Origin of the sequence: Mesorhizobium sp. B4-1-1, assembly GCF_006439375.1 — a bacterium.
Taxonomy (GTDB): Bacteria; Pseudomonadota; Alphaproteobacteria; order Rhizobiales; family Rhizobiaceae; genus Mesorhizobium.
Genome location: NZ_VFTH01000017.1, coordinates 42012 through 63057 on the forward strand (window position 1 = coordinate 42012; position 21046 = coordinate 63057).

At 63.2% G+C, this 21046-nt stretch carries 28 protein-coding genes; 12 read left to right on the forward strand and 16 right to left on the reverse strand.

Annotated elements, in window-relative coordinates:
* Nucleotides 1-89 precede the first annotated feature (89 nt).
* From FJW10_RS22050 to FJW10_RS22070, 5 genes are all read left to right on the forward strand, one after another.
* Nucleotides 90-584 carry a DUF3592 domain-containing protein gene (locus FJW10_RS22050; RefSeq protein ID WP_281405138.1) on the forward strand — a complete coding sequence of 165 codons (495 nt, stop codon included), beginning with the start codon at nt 90-92 and terminating at the stop codon, nt 582-584.
* Between the two features lie 49 nt (nt 585-633).
* Entirely contained in the window at nt 634-1458 is an 825-nt protein-coding gene (locus FJW10_RS22055) for a TIGR00282 family metallophosphoesterase (RefSeq protein WP_140683544.1), read from the forward strand.
* Nucleotides 1459-1528: 70 nt separating this feature from the next.
* Nucleotides 1529-2293 carry a TerC family protein gene (locus tag FJW10_RS22060; RefSeq protein WP_140901619.1) on the forward strand — a complete coding sequence of 255 codons (765 nt, stop codon included), beginning with the start codon at nt 1529-1531 and terminating at the stop codon, nt 2291-2293.
* A 52-nt stretch (nt 2294-2345) separates the two neighbouring features.
* Nucleotides 2346-2633 (forward strand): BrnT family toxin, encoded by a 288-nt coding sequence (locus FJW10_RS22065; protein WP_140832891.1) that lies wholly within the window; start codon nt 2346-2348, stop codon nt 2631-2633.
* The gene (locus tag FJW10_RS22070; RefSeq protein ID WP_140901620.1) at nt 2614-2904 is read left to right on the forward strand and encodes a BrnA antitoxin family protein; all 291 of its coding nucleotides are present in this window, start codon (nt 2614-2616) and stop codon (nt 2902-2904) included. Before FJW10_RS22065 ends, FJW10_RS22070 begins: the two co-directional genes overlap by 20 nt.
* 4 nt (nt 2905-2908) lie before the next feature.
* Here the strand turns inward: FJW10_RS22070 and FJW10_RS22075 are convergent, their stop codons facing one another.
* From FJW10_RS22075 to FJW10_RS22085, 3 genes are read right to left on the reverse strand one after another with little or no spacing between them, the layout of a single operon-like run.
* Nucleotides 2909-3376: an SRPBCC family protein gene (locus tag FJW10_RS22075; protein WP_140901621.1), complete on the reverse strand. Its 468-nt coding sequence runs from the start codon at nt 3374-3376 to the stop codon at nt 2909-2911.
* A 16-nt stretch (nt 3377-3392) separates the two neighbouring features.
* Nucleotides 3393-3785: a VOC family protein gene (locus tag FJW10_RS22080; RefSeq protein WP_140901622.1), complete on the reverse strand. Its 393-nt coding sequence runs from the start codon at nt 3783-3785 to the stop codon at nt 3393-3395.
* Nucleotides 3786-3828: 43 nt separating this feature from the next.
* Nucleotides 3829-4311 (reverse strand): SRPBCC domain-containing protein, encoded by a 483-nt coding sequence (locus FJW10_RS22085; RefSeq protein WP_140901623.1) that lies wholly within the window; start codon nt 4309-4311, stop codon nt 3829-3831.
* 51 nt (nt 4312-4362) lie between these two features.
* Here FJW10_RS22085 and FJW10_RS22090 point away from each other — a divergent pair, with 51 nt between their 5' ends.
* The 3 genes from FJW10_RS22090 (at nt 4363) to FJW10_RS22100 (ending at nt 6002) form a co-directional block, all read left to right on the forward strand.
* Nucleotides 4363-4686, forward strand: a complete 324-nt coding sequence (locus FJW10_RS22090) for a helix-turn-helix domain-containing protein (RefSeq protein WP_140901624.1) — start codon at nt 4363-4365, stop codon at nt 4684-4686.
* A 204-nt stretch (nt 4687-4890) separates the two neighbouring features.
* Nucleotides 4891-5640, forward strand: a complete 750-nt coding sequence (locus FJW10_RS22095; protein WP_140901625.1) for a YebC/PmpR family DNA-binding transcriptional regulator — start codon at nt 4891-4893, stop codon at nt 5638-5640.
* A gap of 53 nt (nt 5641-5693) precedes the next feature.
* Complete coding sequence (locus FJW10_RS22100) at nt 5694-6002, forward strand: SelT/SelW/SelH family protein (protein ID WP_140832904.1); 309 nt, start codon at nt 5694-5696, stop codon at nt 6000-6002.
* A gap of 62 nt (nt 6003-6064) precedes the next feature.
* Here the strand turns inward: FJW10_RS22100 and FJW10_RS22105 are convergent, their stop codons facing one another.
* Nucleotides 6065-6541, reverse strand: coding sequence for a DUF1772 domain-containing protein (locus tag FJW10_RS22105; RefSeq protein WP_140901626.1), 477 nt, complete (start codon nt 6539-6541; stop codon nt 6065-6067).
* Between the two features lie 128 nt (nt 6542-6669).
* On the opposite strand from FJW10_RS22105, the gene FJW10_RS22110 reads away from it, so the two are divergent.
* Nucleotides 6670-7311: a TetR/AcrR family transcriptional regulator gene (locus FJW10_RS22110; RefSeq protein ID WP_140901627.1), complete on the forward strand. Its 642-nt coding sequence runs from the start codon at nt 6670-6672 to the stop codon at nt 7309-7311.
* 323 nt (nt 7312-7634) lie between these two features.
* Here FJW10_RS22110 and rpmE read toward each other — a convergent pair whose 3' ends face one another.
* On the reverse strand, nt 7635-7856 hold the full coding sequence (rpmE, locus tag FJW10_RS22115) for a 50S ribosomal protein L31 (RefSeq protein WP_027166741.1): 222 nt from the start codon (nt 7854-7856) through the stop codon (nt 7635-7637).
* Nucleotides 7857-8061: 205 nt separating this feature from the next.
* Here rpmE and FJW10_RS22120 point away from each other — a divergent pair, with 205 nt between their 5' ends.
* Nucleotides 8062-9864: an ABC transporter transmembrane domain-containing protein gene (locus FJW10_RS22120; RefSeq protein WP_140901628.1), complete on the forward strand. Its 1803-nt coding sequence runs from the start codon at nt 8062-8064 to the stop codon at nt 9862-9864.
* Between the two features lie 7 nt (nt 9865-9871).
* On the opposite strand, the gene FJW10_RS22125 is transcribed toward FJW10_RS22120, so the two are convergent.
* The 3 genes from FJW10_RS22125 to FJW10_RS22135 all read right to left on the reverse strand — a co-directional run bounded on the left by FJW10_RS22125 (nt 9872) and on the right by FJW10_RS22135 (nt 12139).
* Entirely contained in the window at nt 9872-10303 is a 432-nt protein-coding gene (locus tag FJW10_RS22125; protein WP_140901629.1) for a type II toxin-antitoxin system VapC family toxin, read from the reverse strand.
* The gene (locus FJW10_RS22130) at nt 10300-10578 is read right to left on the reverse strand and encodes a hypothetical protein (RefSeq protein ID WP_140901630.1); all 279 of its coding nucleotides are present in this window, start codon (nt 10576-10578) and stop codon (nt 10300-10302) included. Before FJW10_RS22130 ends, FJW10_RS22125 begins: the two co-directional genes overlap by 4 nt.
* Before the next feature lie 73 nt (nt 10579-10651).
* Nucleotides 10652-12139, reverse strand: a complete 1488-nt coding sequence (locus FJW10_RS22135; protein WP_140901631.1) for a carboxypeptidase M32 — start codon at nt 12137-12139, stop codon at nt 10652-10654.
* Nucleotides 12140-12286: 147 nt separating this feature from the next.
* Here FJW10_RS22135 and FJW10_RS22140 point away from each other — a divergent pair, with 147 nt between their 5' ends.
* Complete coding sequence (locus FJW10_RS22140) at nt 12287-12640, forward strand: DUF1304 domain-containing protein (protein WP_140901632.1); 354 nt, start codon at nt 12287-12289, stop codon at nt 12638-12640.
* A 232-nt stretch (nt 12641-12872) separates the two neighbouring features.
* On the opposite strand, the gene FJW10_RS22145 is transcribed toward FJW10_RS22140, so the two are convergent.
* The 8 genes from FJW10_RS22145 to FJW10_RS22180 all read right to left on the reverse strand — a co-directional run bounded on the left by FJW10_RS22145 (nt 12873) and on the right by FJW10_RS22180 (nt 20001).
* Nucleotides 12873-13298, reverse strand: coding sequence for a hypothetical protein (locus FJW10_RS22145; protein WP_140901633.1), 426 nt, complete (start codon nt 13296-13298; stop codon nt 12873-12875).
* Between the two features lie 354 nt (nt 13299-13652).
* On the reverse strand, nt 13653-14681 hold the full coding sequence (locus tag FJW10_RS22150) for a peptidoglycan -binding protein (protein WP_140901634.1): 1029 nt from the start codon (nt 14679-14681) through the stop codon (nt 13653-13655).
* A gap of 1 nt (nt 14682) precedes the next feature.
* Nucleotides 14683-15705: a MotA/TolQ/ExbB proton channel family protein gene (locus FJW10_RS22155; protein WP_140901635.1), complete on the reverse strand. Its 1023-nt coding sequence runs from the start codon at nt 15703-15705 to the stop codon at nt 14683-14685.
* Between the two features lie 111 nt (nt 15706-15816).
* On the reverse strand, nt 15817-16509 hold the full coding sequence (locus FJW10_RS22160) for a hemolysin III family protein (RefSeq protein ID WP_140782974.1): 693 nt from the start codon (nt 16507-16509) through the stop codon (nt 15817-15819).
* A 190-nt stretch (nt 16510-16699) separates the two neighbouring features.
* Nucleotides 16700-17500, reverse strand: a complete 801-nt coding sequence (locus FJW10_RS22165; protein ID WP_140645869.1) for an inositol monophosphatase family protein — start codon at nt 17498-17500, stop codon at nt 16700-16702.
* Between the two features lie 23 nt (nt 17501-17523).
* Nucleotides 17524-18090, reverse strand: coding sequence for an elongation factor P (efp, locus tag FJW10_RS22170; RefSeq protein WP_140645868.1), 567 nt, complete (start codon nt 18088-18090; stop codon nt 17524-17526).
* Between the two features lie 143 nt (nt 18091-18233).
* Nucleotides 18234-19352 carry a tetratricopeptide repeat protein gene (locus tag FJW10_RS22175; RefSeq protein WP_246674345.1) on the reverse strand — a complete coding sequence of 373 codons (1119 nt, stop codon included), beginning with the start codon at nt 19350-19352 and terminating at the stop codon, nt 18234-18236.
* 1 nt (nt 19353) lies between these two features.
* Nucleotides 19354-20001, reverse strand: a complete 648-nt coding sequence (locus tag FJW10_RS22180; protein ID WP_140901636.1) for a thiamine phosphate synthase — start codon at nt 19999-20001, stop codon at nt 19354-19356.
* 211 nt (nt 20002-20212) lie between these two features.
* Here FJW10_RS22180 and FJW10_RS22185 point away from each other — a divergent pair, with 211 nt between their 5' ends.
* A complete protein-coding gene (locus FJW10_RS22185) occupies nt 20213-20941 on the forward strand; it encodes a class I SAM-dependent methyltransferase (protein ID WP_140901637.1) in 729 nt (242 codons plus the stop codon).
* Nucleotides 20942-21046: the final 105 nt, after the last annotated feature.

The following is a 21046-nucleotide window of genomic DNA, read 5'->3' on the forward strand; positions in this document are numbered from 1 at the left end:
ACGCGTTTCCGACAAACGTCGGCTATATTCCTGAAAAATAGTCCAGCTCGACGGGGATCGTGGTGTTTATTCTTGCGCGCTATTTGCTGATGCCGTTCGCGTTGATCTCGGCGATACTATTTTTGATGGCATTGCACATCATAGGAACTGCCCTGCACCGCCAGTCCGCTTGGCAGCGGACGGTCGCCACCGTAACGGATGTCAGTCCTTACAGCGAAACGCAGGCGAACGGCCTCAAAACGGACGGCATCAATGTCGCCTTGGCTTACGTCGCCAACGATGCGCCGATGACATGGTCGGGCAAGGACATCGGCCTCTACAAGGCAGCCAAGGGCGACCAGATGGAATTCTACTACGATCCCGCCGATCCATCGAACCTTGATACGGCCGCGATGAAAGGATGGCGCGGCGGCCTGCTGCTGCTTGCCGTCACCGGCGGGTTCACCGCTTTCTATCTCTGGCTCTTCTGGTTGCGAGGACGGAACACGCCGCCGGCCTTGCCGATGATCCCCTCGGCTAGCCGCGTGTCGGGCGCGAGCGCAAGGCCGACCGAACGGCAACGCGCCACTTTCGGCCGGCGTTAGGACTTCCGTGCCGCTTGCCTAGCGTCCACAGCTCTGGATAGAAGTGGCTATGAGACTCCTCTTCCTCGGCGACATGGTTGGCAAGACGGGACGCACGGCGGTTTGGGAACAGCTGCCAGGGCTGATTTCCGACTTCAAGCTCGATTTCGTCATCGTCAATGGCGAGAACGCCGCCGGCGGCTTCGGCATCACCGAAGAAATCTTTCGCGAGACGCTCGCGGCGGGCGCGGATGTCGTCACCACCGGCAACCATGTCTGGGACCAGCGCGACGCGCTGATCTTCGCGCCGCGCGAGGAGCGCTTCCTGCGGCCTTCGAATTTTCCCAAGGGCACGCCCGGGCGCGGCTCGGGCGTCTACATCGCCCGCAATGGCGCCCGCGTGCTGGTCGCCAACATCATGGGCCGCGTCTTCATGCACCCGGAGCTCGACGACCCTTTCCAGGCCGGTGAGCGTGAGCTTGCCGCCTGTCCGCTCGGCGAGCAGGCCGATGCGGCCATCGTCGATTTCCACGCAGAGGCGACCTCGGAGAAAATGTGCTTCGCGCATTTCGTCGACGGCCGCGCCAGCCTCGTGGTCGGTACGCATACGCACCAGCCGACCGCCGACCATCAGATCTTGAATGGCGGCACCGCCTATATTTCGGACGCCGGCATGTGCGGCGACTATGACTCCTCGCTCGGCATGGACAAGGAAGAGCCGCTCAACCGGTTCCTGTCGAAAGTGCCGAAAGGCCGGTTCGAGGCGGCCAACGGGCCGGCGACATTGTGCGGCGTCGGCGTCGATATTTCCGACCGCACCGGGCTTGCCGAGAAGATCGCGCCGTTTCGTCGCGGGCCTCGGCTCGAAGAAACGGCACCGTCTTTCTGGTCGTGACATTGATATAGGTGCGCAGAGTACCTAATTGCCGGCAGCACTGCTCTAGATCGTAGAGGGGACGACCTCCATGCAGCTTGTCGAATTTCTGGCGCCGCATTTTCACTTTGTTTCCGATCCGACCGCATGGGTCGCGCTTTTGACCCTTGTGGTGCTCGAGGTCGTGCTCGGCATCGACAATCTGATCTTCATCTCGATCCTGACCAACAAATTGCCGGAAGCGCAGCGCGCCCGCGCGCGCCGGCTCGGCATCTCGGCGGCGCTGGTCATGCGCCTGATCCTGCTCGCCACGATCTCGGTCATCGTGCAACTGACGGCGCCGGTGTTCACCGCTTTCGGCCACGGCTTTTCCTGGCGCGACCTGATCCTGATCGCCGGCGGCCTGTTCCTGGTCTGGAAGGCGACCAAGGAGATCCATCACACGGTCGACCCGCAGGACCATCAGGACACGATGGTGGGCACGCTGCAGATGAGCCTTGCCCGCGCCATCTTCCAGATCCTGCTGCTCGACCTCGTCTTCTCGATCGATTCCATCATCACCGCCGTCGGCATGACCGACGAGATCGCCATCATGTATATCGCGGTGATCGTGGCGGTGAGCGTGATGATGCTGGCGGCGACGCCGCTCGCCAATTTCATCGCCAAGAACCCCTCTATCGTCATGCTGGCGCTGGGCTTCCTGCTGATGATCGGCATGACGCTGATCGCCGACGGCATGGGCTATCATGTGCCCAAGGGCTACATCTACGCCGCCATGGGTTTTTCAGCCCTGGTCGAGGGCCTCAACATGCTGGCACGGCATCGCAAGAAGCAGGGTTCGGGCGACGGGCATTGAGGCTTGACTCTTACATATTTGTACGTACATACTTGTATGCTAAGGGAGCGCGATGCGGTTCGAGTGGGATCCCGAGAAAGCGTGGCGCAACCTTGCCAAACATGGCGTCGCCTTTGACCTCGCGAAGAAGGTTTTTGACGATCCGCTCCATCTGATTGTGCCCGATCGTTTTGAAGATGGGGAACAGCGTTGGCATGCGATCGGTATGGTTGGAATTCAGGTGATCTTGCTCGTTGTTCACACGTACCCGACAGTGGCAGACGAAGAACATGTTAGAATTGTCGGTGCTCGCAAGGCCACCCCACATGAAAGGAGGCGCTATGAGCAGGAAGGACCTTAGCCAGGATCAGCATGATCAACTGGCCAAGCTGGCTGATCTGCCTGACGATCAGATCGATACTTTCGATATTCCGGAAGCGCCAATGGAGAACTGGGCACACGCTCGCCGAGGAGATCTCTACCGGCCCCTCAAACAACCTGTCACCATTCGCCTTGATGCTGACGTGCTCGCCTGGTTCAGAGAGCACGTCGAGAAGGATGGTGGTTATCAAACGGAAATCAACCGGGTGCTCCGGCGTTATGTGACGGAGCAGGAGAGGCGTCGGTCCTAGCTTTCTATTTGGCCGAAATGCTCTTGGGGTGACGGTCGCCGATCAGGCCGAGCGTCAGGCCCTGTTCCAGCCATGCCTTGGCGCCGGCGAGCACCAGAGAGAAGCCGCCGGTCGAGTCGACCGCCTGCTTGACCTGCTCGTCGGCAGAGCCGGCGAAGCCGAAATTGCGGACTTCGAGGAAGGTCGCCTCATCGGGCATTTTGGTGAAGGTCCAGACGACGGTGGTCGGCGGATCGCTCCATTGCATGACGATCTTCTCGTCGGGGACGATCTCGCTGACCTCGACCCTGGCCGAGACCCCATACATGCGCCACTCCCACTCGACCGTCTTGCCTTCGTCCAGTCGGCCGCTCGAATGCGTGAACCAGAATTTCGTGGTGATCGCCGGATCGATGATTGCTTCGAAGACATCGGCGACCGGCCGCCGGATCAGCATGGCGGTTTCGGCGGTGGGGGCGCGCTTCAATTCCACGGTACCCTCCTCGATGTCAGGGCAAGTTGATCTGCCAGGAGACGCCGAACCGGTCGTTGAGCCAGGCGAAACGCTGGCTGAAGCCGTAATCGCCCGGTGGCATCAGAAATCCACCATCCTTGGAAAGAACGCCGACGATCCGATCCAGTTCCTGCCCGGAAGAACAGTCGACAAAGAGCGAGAAGGATGGCGTGAAGGTGAAGGCGTGATGCACGGGGCTGTTGTAGATCCTGACCTCGACGCCGCCGATGGACGCGCGCGCCAGCTTGAGCGTTCCTTCCGCCCCGTCCTCGTCCGAGCCGTAGCGCGTGACGTCGAGGACACGGCTATCGGGGATGGTCTCGCAATAGAGGGTCATGGCCTCCTCGCCGTTTCCCTCGAACATCAGGAATGGTGTTGCTTTCGTCATCGGGGCGACCTCCTCCTGCTGGATATCGGGACTTAACGCAGGCTCAGATGTAGGTCTCGTTGGCCGGCTCGCCCTTCATCTCGCTGCGGTAGTAGCCGTCGCGCAGATTGATGCCGTATTCGAGATAGGCCTTCATGCAGGCGAGCATCTGCGACCAGCCTTCGCAATTGAGATAGGATTTCTTCAGGCCGACTTCGCCTTCGTGCCAGCCTTGCTCGGCGATGGTGACGAAAGTGCCGCCGTCCTCAAGCGGCTCGAAATTCATCTCGATGCGGGTCTTGTAGGCGGGCTTGCCGTCGGCATCGGTGGCGTCCCAGCGCAGCACGATGCGCTTGTCCTTGGTCACTTCGTCGACCTCCACCGGCACCATCTTCCACCAGGTGACGGTGGTGCCGGCGACAAGCGGAGCGGAGGCCCCGCCAATGGTGGTGAAATAACCGCTGAGCTTTGTCGGGTTGACGACGGCGTCGAAGACCTCGGCGACCGGTTTGCCGATGCGCCCGGAAATCCTGAATCCAAGGGACATATCCACAGCTCCTTCCTTGCTCGCCCGAACAGTATGTTATAGAAACATAACATGTCAAGCCAAACCGTGGACGATCATGTTTTCAAGGCCTTGGCGCATTCGCGCCGGCGCGAATTGCTGGATCGGCTGAAGGACCAGCCGCAGACCACCGGCGCGCTATGCGAGGCTTTTCCGGACATGGACCGCTGCACGGTCATGATGCACCTGAAAGTCCTGGAGGAGGCCGGCCTGATCGTTGCCAAGCGTGAGGGGCGCGAGCGCTGGAATCATCTCAATGCGCTGCCGATCAAGCAGATCCACGACCGCTGGATCAGCCGGTATGCCGGTCACGCCATCAGCATTCTCGACCGGTTGAAGTCCGATCTGGAGGGGTGAGTGGGCCGGTTCAACGTCGGAGTGACGGCGCGGCTGGACGAATTGAGCCGATTTATCTATAAGCCGGCCATTCCGACAAAGAGCGCCGCGTGCCTTCGCAGGCATGTCCGGGACGTTCTGAAAGATTGAATTCGAGCATTTTGCCGAGGACGAGGTGATGACACCCCGCTTCGAGATGCTCTAGCCGAACACGACAGGGGTGCCATGGCTGGCCATTCGCAGTTCAAGAACATCATGCACCGCAAGGGGCGCCAGGACGCGGTGCGGTCGAAAATGTTTTCCAAGCTGGCGCGTGAAATCACCGTCGCCGCCAAGAGCGGGACGCCCGATGTATCGATGAATCCGCGGCTTCGCCTCGCCGTGCAGAACGCCAAGGCGGTGTCGATGCCGAAGGACAACATCCAGCGCGCCATCAACAAGGCGTCGATGGGCGATGCCGAAAACTACGAGTCGGTGCGTTATGAAGGTTACGGTCCCGGCGGCGTCGCGCTGATCGTCGAGGCGCTGACCGACAACCGCAACCGCTCGGCCTCCAATGTGCGCGCCGCCTTCACCAAGGCCGGCGGAGCGCTCGGCGAAACCGGTTCGGTGTCGTTCATGTGGAACCGCGTTGGCGAGATCTACTATCCGGCCTCGGCCGGCAGCGCCGACAAGGTCATGGAAGCGGCGATCGAAGCCGGCGCCGACGACGTCGAATCGGACGAGGAAGGCCACACCATCTATTGCGCCTTCGAAAATCTCGGCGACGTGTCCAAGGCGCTGGAAGCCTCGCTCGGCGAAGCGGAATCGGTGAAGCCGATCTGGCAGCCGCAGAACAATGTCCCGGTCGACGAAGAGCGGGCGCAGTCGCTGATGAAGCTGGTCGCCACGCTCGAGGACGACGACGACGTGCAGAGCGTCTACGCCAATTTCGAGGTCGACGACGAGACGATGGCCAAGCTCAGCGCGGCCTGAGCGGCAGCGCCATGAGCGAAGCTCGATCCGATGTGAGCGGAACTCAATCCGGCATGAATGAGAAGCCGCTGCCCGTCATCCGCATCACCTACTGCACGCAGTGCCAGTGGCTGCTGCGTGCCGGCTGGATGGCGCAGGAGCTCTTGTCCACCTTCGGCACCGATCTCGGCGAGGTGACTTTGGTCCCGGGTACCGGCGGCATCTTCACCATCTCCTGCAACGATGTGCTTGTCTGGGATCGCAAACGCGACGGCGGTTTTCCGGATGCGGCGAAGCTCAAGCAACTGGTGCGCGATGTCATCGATCCCAACCGCGACCTCGGCCACGCCGATCGCAAGGATCGTAAAAAAGACCCCGCCTGATGAACTGACCCCCGAAAGTTGGACGCAACCTTCGGGAGTTTTGTATTCGCGGGCTGCCGTCTTCAGATCAACGCCATGATGAAGCAGGCCATCGCCACGATCGCGGTGACGGTGCGGACATGGTTCCACATCACCCATTGGCTCAGATGGTTCGCCCATACCGCGGCGCCGTTGGCGCTTTCCGGATCGACGGCGGCCAACGCGTCGTTGAGCGGCACGTTGAAGACCATGGTCACGATCGGATTGCCCACGAAATAGAGCGCTGCGCCGGCAAGCAGCCAGTAGGAGCCAGACTGGCTCCAGCCGAAGAAAACGCTGGCAATCAACACCAGGCAGATGAGGCCGGTGCCGAACAGCGCCGTCATGAAGGTCGGGGTAATCACCGTGATGTTGATCGAATTCATCGCGGCGATGCCGCTCGGGACGGGCAGCCGGGCAAGCGCCGCCATGACGAAATTGGAAAAGGCGAAGAACACGCCGCCGACAACGCCGGAACCGACTGCTGCGATGAAGGTGAGGGTGGGAAGAAGTTTCATCATCTCGGTTGCTCCAGATGCCAGCTTCTGTTCGATTTAATAATGCGAGCAATCCTCACATTTGCAAAACGTGATAAACCCTCTTATTTTGTGAGTCAAGCCGGTTTTTGAAGAACCGCCCGGAGGGAGCCATGGACGAAAAAGTCGCCGCAAAGGCCGATCTGGCCGCCATTGCCTCACCGCGGCGAGCGCCTATGCAGCAGCGCAGCCGCGAGCGGGTCGAGCGCATGCTTGCCGCCGCCTCGGCGCTGATTGCCGAGCAAGGCAGCGATGCCATGCGCATGGGCGAGGTGGCGGAAAGGGCTGGGGTGTCGATCGGCTCGCTCTACCAGTTCTTCCCGGACAAGCGGGCGATCGTCTGGGCGCTTGCCGAGCGCTACACCGCCGAAAGCCAGGCCTGCATTGCGGCGGCGCTCAAGGATGTCAGCGATGCCGAGGGAATGAAACGGGCGTTTTCGGAGCTGGTGGACATCTATTACGGACTGTTCCTGGCCGAACCGGTGATGCGCGACATCTGGTCGGGTACGCAGGCCGACAAGGCGCTGCGCGAACTGGAACTCGCAGACAGCCGGGCCAATGCCGAATTTTTGGTCGCGGTGCTGAAGCGGCTGCGTCCCCATGCCGATCCAGTGGAGCTGGAAACGACGGCGTTCCTCATCTGGCAGATGGGCGAGGCCGCGGTGCGGCTGGCGATCTCCGTCGATCGCGAGGAGGGCGACAGGCTTGTCGCGGCCTATAAGCGCATGGCGCTTAGGGAGTTTGTGGGGGAGTAGGTACAACCCAGGCGCTTTCCCACAGCGTCGGCGATTGGCGAAATCGCCGGCGAGAGCGCCCCTCTCCCCGTCACTATATGGGAGGGGATGCCGGCAGGCAGGTGAGGGGCGGCGCCGACCTATGACATTGGCGTCGTCGAAAAAGCGCACTGTCATCGAATTCTGAATTTCTCGCACCTTGGCCGGCCAATCGCCGGGGCTGGCGCTGCCCCTCATCCGCCCTTCGGGCACCTTCTCCCCGTAGAACGGGGAGAAGGAAGAAATGCGGCCAATAAAAAACCCGCCTCGAAGGCGGGTTTTCAAAGTCTGCCGATGTATCCGGCTTAGAGGCCGAAGCCTTCGAAACGCTTCTTGAACTTCGACAGGCGGCCGCCGCGGTCGAGCAGGGTCTGCTGGCCGCCGGTCCAGGCCGGGTGCGTGGTCGGGTCGATGTCGAGGTTCATCGTGTCGCCTTCCTTGCCCCAGGTCGAGCGGGTCTGGTATTCGGTGCCATCGGTCATGACGACCTTGATGGTGTGGTAGTCGGGATGGATATCGGCCTTCATTGTCGTGTTTCCTGGCTGCCGGCGCGGGTGACGGGCCTACAGGCCTGCGTCGATGCGCCCCTTTTTAAAACTCGAAGCCGCAGCTAATGAAAAGCCACGGCTTCTAAAACGGTCGGCGAGCCTATACATCAGCCGAAATTGAATCACAAGGCCGCGGCAGGCGCATATTGAATGTGGCGCCGTCAAGCGGCCAGAGGAAACGCTTATGGCGGAAATCGGTGGCAGCGCAAGCGAGCGCAGACGCTCGGTCCGGCCGCTCCGCAGCCTTTTTCCCTATATCACCCGCTATAGGAAGCTTGCCATCGGCGCTATCATCTCGCTGATCGTGGCGGCGGTGACGACGCTGGCTTTGCCGATGGCCGTGCGGCGTATGATCGATCACGGTTTCCAGGCATCGGGCTCCACCTTCATCGCGGAGTATTTCGCGGCACTGGTTCTGATGGCGGCTTTGCTGGCGGCCGCTTCGGCCAGCCGGTACTATTTCGTCATCACGCTCGGCGAACGTGTCGTGGCCGACATACGCCGCGACGTTTTCTCTCATGTCACGACGCTGTCGCCGGCGTTTTTCGATCGTTCGCATTCGGGCGAGATCGTATCGCGGCTCGCCGCCGACACCACGCAGGTGAAGTCGGCGGTCGGCGCCACCGCTTCGGTCGCGCTGCGCAACGTCATCCTCGGCCTTGGCGCGGTGGCGATGATGGTCGTCACCAGCCCGAAACTCTCCGGCCTGGTGATCGCGGCCATTCCGGTGATCGTGCTGCCGCTGGTCGCCTTCGGCCGCTCGGTGCGGCGCAAGTCCCGGCAAGCGCAGGACACGCTCGCCGAAGCCACCGCCTATGCCAGCGAGCAGATCGGCGCGGTGCGCACGCTGCAGGCCTTCACCAACGAGAAGCTGGTCACCGGCCGCTTCGCCGCTGCCGTCGACGCTGCCTTCGAGGCGGCGCGGGCCTCGGTGTTCGCGCGTTCCTTCCTCACCTTCTTCGCCATTTTCATGATCTTCACCTCCGTGGTCGCGGTGTTGTGGTTCGGCTCGCGCGATGTGCTTGCCGGCACGCTGTCGGCCGGCACGCTCGGCCAGTTCCTGCTCTATTCGGTGTTTGCCGCCGGCGCGCTCGGCGCGTTGTCGGAGGTGTGGAGCGAGCTGTCGCAGGCGGCGGGTGCCGCAGAGCGGCTGACCGAGATCCTGGCCGAGACGCCGGCGATCCAGCGGCCTGCCGACCCCGTTCCGTTGCCGGCCACGGCCAAGGGCGCGATCAGCTTCGACGACGTCTCCTTCTCTTATCCGGCGCGGCCGGACCGCGCCGCCGTGCATGGCCTGAGCTTCCAGGTGAAGCCCGGCGAGACGGTGGCGATCGTCGGGCCTTCGGGCGCCGGAAAAAGCACCGTCTTCTCCCTGATCCTGCGCTTCTACGATCCCGAGAGCGGTCGCGTCGTCCTCGACGGCGTCGACGTGCGCGAGGCCGATCCGGCGGCTGTCCGCCAACGCATCGCGATCGTGCCGCAGGAGGTCACCATCTTCGCCGCGAGCGTGCGCGACAATATCGGCTTCGGCAGGCAGGGCGCCAGCGACGCCGAGATCGAGGCCGCGGCGAAGGCGGCGCTTGCCGACGAATTCATCGCCAGGCTCGACAAGGACTATGACAGCCAGGTCGGCGAGCGCGGCGTGACGCTGTCCGGCGGCCAGCGCCAGCGCGTGGCGATTGCGCGCGCCATCCTGCGCGACGCGCCGATCCTTTTGCTCGACGAGGCGACCTCGGCGCTCGACGCCGAAAGCGAAACGCTGGTGCAAAGGGCGCTGGAGCGGCTGATGCGTGGCCGCACCACCGTCGTCATCGCCCACCGGCTGGCGACCGTGCTCAAGGCCGACCGCATCCTGGTCATGGAAGGAGGGCGCATTGTCGAGGAAGGCACCCACCAGAGCCTGGTCGCCAAGGGCGGCACCTATGCGCGGCTCGCCAAGCTGCAATTCGAGACCGGAGCCGGCGCCTTCAAGGGCGCGGCGGAGTAGAAATATGTCAGTCTGCTTGCCAGTCGGCGAGTAGAGTGATGCGGCCCAAGTGTTTTGTTTTGGCAAAATGCCGCCGGTCGGCTGTCACCAACGTTGCAGCGCGATTGATGGCGATTGCATGGTAAACGCAATCGTTGAGCGTCGGATAGCCGCCAGCCGGACTGAGTTGTGTCGCCATCTCCTGTGTTTTGGCCAGTTCGTCCATATCCGGCTCCAGAAGCTCGAAACCGCCTTCGCGCAGTCCGGCGATGAGCTTTGCGACCATGACAAAGGATTGCTCATAATGAAGCGCAGCCGATAACGCCTCGTAAAGCAGGATGCCAGGAGCGGCCATGGCGCGGCCATCCGCAATGTTCTTCACGAACAGATTTCGCGCCTGTTCGCTGTCATCCTCATATCGAAAGAGTTTGATGAAGATCGACGCATCGACGATGATCACTTTTTACGGCCTTCGAGGATATCCACCGGCCGGCCGTCCATTTCCAGACGAATTCTGTGCAGCACGTCAGTGGAGTCTTTGCCGCCGGTCGAGGTCGACTTGAATTCCCGGATCATTTTCAGAGCGCGTTCTTTCGCGGCGTCCTTCAATGCCTTCGCTATCGCCTCTTCGACAAAGCGGGATCTCTTGCTTTTCGGAATCTGGCTTTCAAGCGTCTCCTTGATCGTGCTGTCGATCGAAAACGTTGCGCGTTCCTTGGGACCTGAAGCGTTCATCTGCGCACCTCTTGGTCATAACATATAGTAGTACGAAATGGTACGCAAACGGGCGGCCACTGCCGGCGTCGGTCTATGAGGCCCCGTAACGCCGGCGCAGATGCTCGGTGAAGTAAGCTGCGTTCAGCTTCTCGCCCGTGGCACGCTCGAGCAGTTCGGGGGTAGACCACCGCGAGCCTTGCGACCAGATCCGGTCGCGCCGCCAGCCATTGATGGCGCTGAAATCGCCTTTTGCCAGGTCCTGGTCGGCGGTCGGATGATCTTTGACCAGGGCCGCCCATTGCTGCGCCGCCATCATGGCGCCCAGCGTGTAGGAAGGGAAATAGCCGAAGGCGGCGCCCGGCCAATGCACGTCCTGCATCGGCCCGTCGGCGGGATTGTCGATGGTCGAGAGGCCGAGATAGTCGCGCATCTTGGCGTCCCAGGCCTCCGGCAGGTCGGCGGCCTCCAGCCGGCCGGTCACGAGTTCCTGCTCGAGCTCGTAGCGCAGGATGACATGCATCGGATAGGTGACCTCGTCGGCATCGACGCGGATCAGGCCGCGCTCGACATGGTGGACATGCGGCAGGATGTCGTCGAGCGACCAGGCTTCGCCGAGGTGTCTTTCGACCACCGGCAAAGCCCAGCGCCAGAACGCCGGGTTGCGGCCGATCTGCTTTTCGACGAACAGGCTCTGGCTCTCATGCACGGCCATGCCGCGCGCCTTGCCGAGCGGCCAATGCGACCAGGCTTTCGGCAGGTTCTGCTCGTAAAGCGCGTGGCCGGTCTCGTGCAGCACGCCCATCAGCGCCGACAGGAAGTCGGAGGTCTTGTAGCGGGTGGTGATGCGCACGTCGGTCGGCACGCCGCCGCAGAAGGGATGATGCGACACCGACAGCGAGCCATGGGTGAGGTCGAAGCCGACGGCCGCCATCATGGCAAGGCCGAGTTCGCGCTGGCGGTCGACGGCATAGGTGCCCGATAGCGGCTTCAACGGATGTTTTGCCAGCCGCGCTTCCTGCATGACCAGCGCACGCGGCAGGAAATCCTTGAGAAAGGCCTTCAGCTCGGCAAACACCGGCGTGATGTCGGCGGAACGGTTGCCGGGGTCATACTGTTCCATCAGCGCGTCATAGGGGGCAAGGCCGAGCGCATCGGCGCGCAGCGCCGCTTCCTCGCGCACCAGAGCCACGACGCCTTCCAGCGCCGGCAGGAAGCCGGCCCAGTCGTTCTTGGCGCGCAGGTCGCGCCAGAGCTGCTCGGAACGCATGCGCGCCACCGTCTGGCGCTCGACGAATTCGACAGGCAGGCAGGTGAGGTTGGTGTATTGGCGGCGCAACTCCCTGACCGCCGCCTGCTGCTCTTCGCTCAGTGACTCGGCTTCGGCGGCCGCGATCCAGTCACCGATCTCCGCCGCGGTCGCCTGGGCGTGCAGCATGCCGGCAAGCGAGGACATCGCCTCGGCGCGCTTCTCGCCGCCGCCGACCGCCATATGCGTCGCCTCGTCGGCGCCGAGAATGGCTAAAGCATGCTCCAGCGCTTCGAGCTTGTGGCCGAGTTGGTCGAGTTTCTGGAAGGACATGATGGATACCCAGATTCAATTTGGCTGGCGCGAAAAGATACCAAGGCGTCGAGCTTGGCAACCCTGATCGGCCGGGATGGAATCGGCCGTCTTGCCTTGTAAGGCGACTGCGTGATCAATGCCGGAAACAAACTGCTGGAGGGGACAATGATCGGCAATATCCTCGTCGGGCTGGTGGCGCTGATGCACTGCTATATCGTCTACCTTGAGATGGTGTTGTGGGACACGCCGCGCGGCCACAAGGCGTTCAGGCTGACGCCGGAATTCGCCAGCGCCTCGAAGGTGCTTGCCGCCAATCAGGGGCTCTATAACGGCTTTCTCGCCGCGGGCCTGATCTGGGGGCTCTATCTCGGCGCCGGCGGATTCCAGATCAAGATGTTCTTCCTGCTTTGCGTCGCTATTGCCGGCCTCTACGGCGCGGCGACCGTCGGCCGCAAGATACTCTTCATTCAGACGGTGCCGGCGGTGCTCGCCAGCGTCGCGCTTTGGCTCGGCCTTTAGAGCGTTTCACCGTTTCACGGAGACGCCGAACCGCCCTATCTCTTTGTTTTCACGCAATTCCGGGCGGAAGGGTACGGCGAAGTTGCCGAGCCTAAACGCTTCGCACTTTTCCTGGGATTGCTCTGATCGAAGCAGGACGCGATCCAAAAAGGACGCCCTCGGGGCCAGGTTCCGCGGGCGCCAGTTGGTCCCTTTCCGTGTGCCGTCCGTCGCCCTGAAATGGCGAACCGCTTCAGCCGTTCGGGTAATTGCCGTCGTCGGAGCCGTCGCCCACCATGAAGCCGCTGCCGGTGTCGTTCATCAGTCTCTGGTCGACATTGTCGAGGCGGCGCAGCATCTCATGATATTGCGCGGACGGTATCCTGCCGTGATCCGAGGCCGCGACATGCTCCGCGGCCTGGCCGATATGTGCGGCGCGCATGTGCAGTCGGTGCGCCTCCGAAGCCGAAATGTTGTTTGCCTGCCGGGCATCGGTGATGCCCTGATCCACGCCCTGGACCTGATCGATCAGGCTGGTCACACGCGGGCCGATGAAATCGGCTGGAGGGGTCGCGTCGAGAAGCCCCTTGTGGTGCCCGGCCGCATAGGCGCCGGCGAGCGGGGCCGCGATCAGAACCGCAGCGAGGGTTGCAGTCTTGAGAGATGTTGAAGCGCGCATGGCGGCGCATCCTTCTACCAGGAAGGGAGCGGCCGCGCCGCGTCGCCTTCCGACCTTCCGGGCCGTCCGGTTCCGTCGCGTCGCGATGGGAGCCATCGCCGGCGGGACCCCGGCCCTGCGCGGCAAGTTAGATGCGTCGATTCGCGATGTGTAATTAAAAAAAGATAATGTTTTCAGGCCTTGCCGCCGGAACTTGGCGTTCTAAGTATTCAGCCGACAAACAACTTCCCGTGACTTTGCGTGATCCTAAAGCGCGTCGCGATCTTCAGATACGCTCCGTGCGCTTTAGGGCTTTGATCCTACGCATGTCCTTGTCCCGAAACCGGTTCCCACTTTCGAGAGACATGCTTCAAATCACCGTTCGGTGAGCTTCAGCTCAATACGACGGTTCTTGCTGCGCGCGTCATCGGTGTCGGCTGGATCGAGCGGCTGGAATTCGCCGAAGCCGGCGGCCACCAGCCGGTTGGCCGGCACGCCGTTCTCGATCAGGAACTTCACGACGGACGTCGCGCGCGCGGTCGACAATTCCCAGTTGTCGCGATAGCGGCCGGTGCCGGACAGCGGCTTGTTGTCGGTGTGGCCGTCGACGCGCAGCACCCAGCTGATCTCGAGCGGGATTTCCTTCTGCAATTCGATGATGGCGTCGGCGAGCTTCTTCATCTCGACCTTGCCGGCGTCGTTGATCACGTCGGAGCCGGTCGGAAACAGCACCTCCGACTGGAAGACGAAGCGGTCGCCGACGATACGGATGTTCTCGCGGTCGGCGAGGATCTCGCGCAGCCGACCGAAGAAGTCGGAACGGTAACGGTTGAGCTCCTGGACGCGCTGCGCCAGCGCGACATTCAGGCGGCGGCCGAGATCGGCGATCTTGGTGTTGGAATCGCGGTCGCGCTGCTCGGAGACGTTGAGCGCGTCTTCGAGCGCGCCGATCTGCTTGCGCAGGGCCGCAATCTGCTGGTTGAGGATCTCGACCTGGCTCAGCGCCTGCTGGCTTATCTGGCGCTGGTTGCCGAGTTCGCCGGATAGCTGGTCGGCGCGCCTGCTGGCCGCGTCGCCGGCGCCGGCGCCCTGCGCCAGCAACTGTTCGAGGCGGCTCTTTTCGGCCTGCGCCGCCGACAGCGACGCCTGCAGGTTGGCGAGCGAATCCTCCTTGTCCTGGCTGTTCGTGCGTTCCAGCGCGAGCAACTGGGTCAGCTCGTTGATCTGCGAGTTGAGGCGGTTCAGTACCGCGTCCTTGCCGGAGATCTCCCGGCTGAGCAGGAATTGCGCCAGCACGAAGACAGTGAGCAGGAACATGATCGCCAGCAGCAGCGTCGACAAGGCGTCGACGAAGCCCGGCCAGTAGTCGATGCGGCGGTCGGCGCGCCGTCTTGCCAGCGCCACGTCAGTGGACCCCTTGCTTCTTCAGCGCGTCGGCGATCTTTTCCAGTGTGTTGCGCATGGCCTTCTGCTCATCGGACTGTGCCTCGACCCAGTCGCGCATGATCTGCTGCTCGGAGCGCATGTTCTTCACCAACCCCGAGATACCGTCGGCAAGATTGGCCATGGCGGTGGCGACGCGTGGATTGGAGCCTCCGCCATTCTCCTGCAGGCTGCGCAGCCGTTCCGACAGCAGCCGGATATCCTCGGAGGATTCGGCGGCCTTTGACGTGTCGGACACGACGATGTCCGACGACAGATCAGTGACCGAGGAGAGCCAGTTCTCGAGTTCGGTGTAGAAGCGGGTCTGGGCGCGGCCGGCCTGCAGGTCGAGAAAGCCGAGCACAAGCGAGCCGGAAAGGCCGAACAGCGAGGACGAAAACGCGGTGCCCATGCCGGCAAGCGGCGCCGACAGGCCCTGCTTCAGCGCGTCGAGCACGGCGGCGGCATCGCCGGTGCCCGGGTCCAGCGCCTCGATCGTCTCGCGGATCGAGGCGATGGTGTTGAGCAGGCCCCAGAAGGTGCCGAGCAGGCCTAGGAACACCAGCAGGCCGACCAGGTAGCGCGAGGTGTCTCGGCTTTCGTCGAGGCGGGTGGCGATGGAATCCAGCATCGTGCGCATCGATGAGGTCGAGAAGGCCACCGAGGACGAACGGCCGATCATCGCCTTCATCGGCGCCAAAAGAACCGGCTCGGTGGTCTCGGAGCCGGCGCGGAAGGAATTGACCCAGCGCACCTCGCGGAACAGCCGCCCGACCTGCACGAACGCAAGCAGGATACCGACCGCCAGCACGCCGACGATCAGTCCGTTGAGGCCCGGATTGCTGGAGAAGGCGGTCGAGATCTGGCGGGTGAGGATGGCGGCGATGAAAGCGACGATGATCAGGAAGATCACCATGGTGAGCAGGAAGACCTGCGGACTCGACAGCTTGTGCGGATCATAGACCAGGACGTCCGATCGCCTGCCGAAGGATCTGAGAAAAGCCATCCGTGCCCCGTTTCCGATGCCACCGCCGCAGAATTGCCGCGACTCTAAACGGAATTGTGACCAAATTGAATGGCGCTTGGCAATATGGCCCGATAGGCCGGCGCCACAGGCCTAGAACCGGTTGACCACCAGGCAGTCGACCATGGCGGCCAGATGCAGGCCGGCGCCGGTGACGACGAAGCCGTGCCAGACGGCATTGTGGAAGCGCAGGCCTTTCCAGGCGAAGAAGACGACGCCGCAGGAATAGACGATGCCGCCGGCGACGAGCAGCGCGACCGAGGTCGTCGGCAGTGTCTCGACCAGCGGTCCGGCGAGCACCACGCCGCTCCAGCCGATGGCGAGATAGAAGACGATGGCCAGCCGGTCGTAGCGCCCGGGCAGGAACATCTTGATGGCGATGCCGGCCGCTGCTGCGCTCCACACGACGACGATCATGGGTAGCGCCAGCGGCGTGTTGTGGAGCTGGGCGAGGAAGGGCGTGTAGGTGGCCGCGATCAGGAGATAGATCGCTGCGTGATCGAAGCGGCGCAGGATCCATTTCGCCGGCCACGAGACCGGCCACAGATTGTAAGTCAGCGATACGGACAGCACGGTGAGCAGCGACACTACGTAGAAGACGGCTGCGGTATATTCGCCTGGACCGGAATGAAAAGCGGCAAGCGCCAGGAAAGTCGAGCCGGCCGCGATCGCCAGCACGATGCCCACCGCATGCACGATGCCGTCGGCGATTATCTCGGCGCGCGAATAATGCCAGCGCCCCACAAAGGGGATGTCAAGCTGGGTATCTGGCCGCACATCGTTCATAAAATGGTCCTGCTATCCCTTGATCTGGGCAGTCTCGGACCAGTATTTCAAGCTTCAGTTGCGGTTTTGCGACTGCGGAGCGGCGCGTCCTTTCGACGCGCAAAGGACACTGCAGCACTTTGATTTGCACACGATCCTTCCCGAAAATCGATTCCGACTTTCGCAGTAAGGGCGCTTCGCGCGCCGCCTCTCAGCGCGACGACAGCGGCTTCTTCACGGTCTTGAGAAGCGCGCGCTGGATGACCTCATTGCCGGCGACGACCTCGCCGCTGTCCAGCATGTCCTGTCCGCCATCCATATCGGAGACGAAGCCGCCGGCTTCACGCACCAGAAGGATGCCCGCGGCGATGTCCCAGGACGACAGGCCGGTTTCCCAGAAGCCGTCCATGCGGCCGGCCGCGACATAGGCGAGATCGAGCGCGGCGGAGCCAAGGCGGCGCACGCCGGAGACTTCGGCCATGACGTTGCGCAACTCGATCAGGAAATTGCCGTGCTGGCCGCGGCCGAGATGCGGCACGCCGCAGCCGATTACCGCGTCGGTCAGCTTGGAGCGTCCGGCAACGCGCAGCCGACGGTCGTTCATGAAGGCGCCGCCGCCGCGCTCGGCCGTGTAGAGTTCGTCCATCGCCGGATTGTAGACAACGCCGGCGACGATCTGGCCCTGGCGCTCGAGCGCGATCGACACCGAGAAGACCGGAATGCCGTGCAGGAAGTTGGTGGTGCCGTCGAGCGGGTCGACGATCCAGCGATGCTGGGCGTCCTCGCCTTCGACGGCGCCGCGCTCCTCCATCAGGAAGGCGTAACCCGGCCGCGCCTTGGAAAGCTCGGCGAAGACGATCTCTTCGGCCTTGCGGTCGGCCTGGCTGACATAGTCGCCCGGGCCTTTCATCGAGACCTGCAGGTTCTGCACCTCGCCGAAGTCGCGCGACAGCGAGCGGCCGGCTTTCATCGCGGCCTGGACCATGACGTTGAGGAGAGCGGAACGCGCCATTTTTTCTTCCTGCTTTTTTGCCGTTAATCCGCGCGGCGCATGTAGGTGATTTCGTTGGTGTCGACGATGATGCGCTCGCCGGCCGAGATGAAGGGCGGCACCAGCACGCGGATGCCATTCTCCAGCACCGCCGGCTTGTAGGAGGAGGCGGCCGTCTGGCCCCTAACCACCGGGTCGGCCTCGGTGATGGTCAGCGTTACCTGGTCGGGCAGCGAAATGCCGATCGGCCGCTCCTCGTAAAGCTGCACCGTCACCATCATGCCGTCCTGCAGGAAGGCGGCGCGCTCGCCAACGAAGTCCTTGGCCAGCTCGAGCTGCTCGTAGCTTTCGGTATCCATGAATACCAGGGCGTCGCCCTGCTCGTAGAGGAACGAAAAATCCTTCAGGTCGAGCCGGATCTGCTCGACGGTCTCGGCCGAGCGGAAGCGCTCGTTGAGCTTGGTGCCGTTGATCAGGTTCTTCAGCTCGACCTGATTGTAGGCACCGCCCTTGCCGGGCTTGACGGTGTTGGTCTTGACCGCCACCCACAGCCCGCCATCGTGCTCGATGACGTAGCCGGGACGGATTTCGTTGCCACTGATCTTGGCCATGATGAACTGATCCGGAATGAGATTTTTCTGGCGCGGGTCGCGCTTTGGCGCCTCCAAGACCACAAATTGCACGCAGTAGCAAGGGAGGGAGGCAAGGGAGGGGACCCAAGCGAGCCAGGAAATGGCGTCCGTAGCGCCATGCGTCAACGCAGGCGATTTGCCTTCTGCAGCGCCTGCTTGGTCTGGTCGTCGTCGAGGCCCTGCAGGAAATCGTCCATCCGCGGGTCGATCAGGCCGGCGCGGCGGGCGACGATGTACCAGGCGCCGGCAAGGATCAGGTCCGGGTCGGTGCCGATGCCGCCCATATAGAGCTTGGCGAGGCGGTTCTGGGCGGCGACGTTGCCGCCCTCCGCCGCCCGCTTCATCCAGGCAAAGCCCGATTTCAGGTCGCGCCCGCCGCCGCGGCCCTCGATCATCCAGGCGGCGAGGTCGATCTGCGCGGTGTCGTAGTTCTGCCTCGCGGCTTGCGTCAGCAGAAGACGCGCCTGGGTGTCGTCGTGCGGCTTGCCGCCGACGCCGTTGGCGTAGAGCTGCGCCATTGCATATTGCGCATCGGCAAGGCCGGTGGCGGCGGCACGCTCGTAGTAGACGGCGGCCTTCACCAGGCCGGCATCGCCGGGATCCTGCTGGACGAGCAACTGGGCGAAATTGAACTGCGCAAGCCGGTTGCCGGCCTCGGCCGAGGCCTGCATCAGCGCGAAGGCGCCCTTTTCGTCCTTCTTCACATAACGGCCGTCGAGCAGCATCAGCGCATATTGGAACTGTGCCTCCGGCACGCCCTGTTCGGCGGCCAGCGCATACCATTTGCCGGCCTCGGCCGGATTGAGCGGCACGCCCAGTCCGCGCGACAGGATTTCGGCCACCAGCGTCTCGGCCGCCGGATCGCCGTTCTTGGCGCGGTCCATGGCGAGGTTGTAGGCGGTCTTGTAAAGCCCGCGCTGGAAGGCGCCGTAGGCGGCGTCCGGCTGCTTGGCGCCGAAGCGGTCGGGATTGACGGCGTCGGCCGATGGCGGCGTCATGGTGGCCGGTTGCGGCAAGGTGTTTTGGATCGGCTTGTCGATGTGCGTGACGGTGCCGAACCTGCTCGCATCCGGCTCGCCGGCATCCGGCGTTGCCGCGTTCGGTGTGGCCGTATTCGGTGTGCCGGAGTCCGGAGTGCCGGCATCCGGCCGCTGCTGTGGCAGCGGGATGGTCTCAGCCGCCATCGCGGCCTGCGCCAACAAGCCGGCCAGGACAACCAGAGAAAGGACACGCAGGCGCATGTCAGTCCTCGAAACGCGGCGCGGTTTCATCGAGCAGCGCGTTGGCGGCGGCAATCGCCGCCCGCGGGTCGCGCCCGTCGGCAAAGACGGCGCTGGACAGCGCCACAAATTCCGCGCCAGTCGCGGCCACCGTCTCGACGGAAGCAAGCTCGGAGCCGGCCATGACGATGCAGGGGATCGAAATCATCTCCGCCCACCATTTGCCGAGGGTGAGGTTGCGGTGGTGCGGCTCCGGCTTGTTGTCATAGCCGAAACGGCCGAAGAACATATAGTCGGGCCGCTCCTCGCCGAGCTCCAGCGCCTCGTCGCGCGTCTTGGCGCCACCGACGCCGACCATCATCTTGCCGGCCAGACGCTCGATCGTCTCGGCGAGTTCCCCCGACTTCACTTCGACATGGATGCCGTCGGCCTGGACGCGCCCGGCGATGCGGCTGTCGCCGGCGATGATGACAGCGACGCCGGCACTTTGAGCGATCGGCACGATCCTTTCGGCAAAGGCCTGGAAGGAGGCATCGTCCATGCCGTTGTCGGGCAGGATCAGCGAGGCGACGTCGCCGCCCTCGAACGCCGCCCAGATCTGCTCCGCCGGCACGAGCGGCGGCGCGATCAGCACGATGCGGCAGCGGTTGGGCGGAGTTAAATCGTTCATTGGCCTTCGATCCCGGTTTCGCCTATGCCGGGCGAAGATGGTTGCATTGCGGCATAGAGCAAAGGGGGCGGCTTGAACAGCAGCCGTGCGGCGCCAGGGCCAAAATGCTTAACCACCGCTGTGGCTTGCGTCGCCCATTCGGGTTCCGAGGATGGCGTTGGAAGCCGCGGGGAGGTCCGCTAGATATGCAGGCAAAAAGCAGGACAGGCACATGGCGCAAAACATCTACGACCGTCCGGATTTCTTCGACGGCTATAGTCGTCTTGGCCGCTCGGTCGAGGGCCTGGACGGCGCGCCCGAATGGCCGGCGCTGCGCGCCATGTTGCCCGACGTCCACGGCTTGAGCATCGTCGATCTCGGTTGCGGGTTCGGCTGGTTCTGCCGCTGGGCGCGCTCGCATGGCGCGAGCGAAGTCCTCGGCCTCGACCTGTCGGAAAAGATGCTTGCACGGGCACGCGCCGCCGGCTCCGACGATGCCGTCACCTATCGGCGCGCCGACCTCGACGAGCTCAGTCTGCCAAAAGCCCGTTTCGACCTCGCCTACAGCTCGCTTGCCTTGCATTATGTCGGCGATGCCGCGGGCTTGTTCGCGACCGTCCACCAGGCCCTGGTTCCCGGCGGAACCTTCGTCTTCTCGACGGAACATCCGATTTACATGGCGCCGACCAACCCGGGCTGGTCCGTCGATGCCGCGGGCAGGAAGACATGGCCGATCGACCGGTATCTGGTCGAGGGACCGCGCACCACAGACTGGTTCACCAAGGGCGTGGTCAAGCACCACCGCACCATCGGCACCACGCTCAATTTGCTGATCCAGGCCGGATTCAGCATCGGGCATGTCGAGGAATTTTGCCCGTCGGAGGAGCAGATCGCCGCCCGGCCGGAACTGGCCGAGGAACTCGAGCGGCCGATGTTCCTGCTGGTCCAGGCACGGCGGTGATGAACTCAGCCTGAAGCTAACGCCTCGCGCACGCGGCCACGTTCGCCAGCGCCGAATGTCGGGATCAGGCGCAAGTTCGGCGCATTCCTTGGCGACTCCCGCACG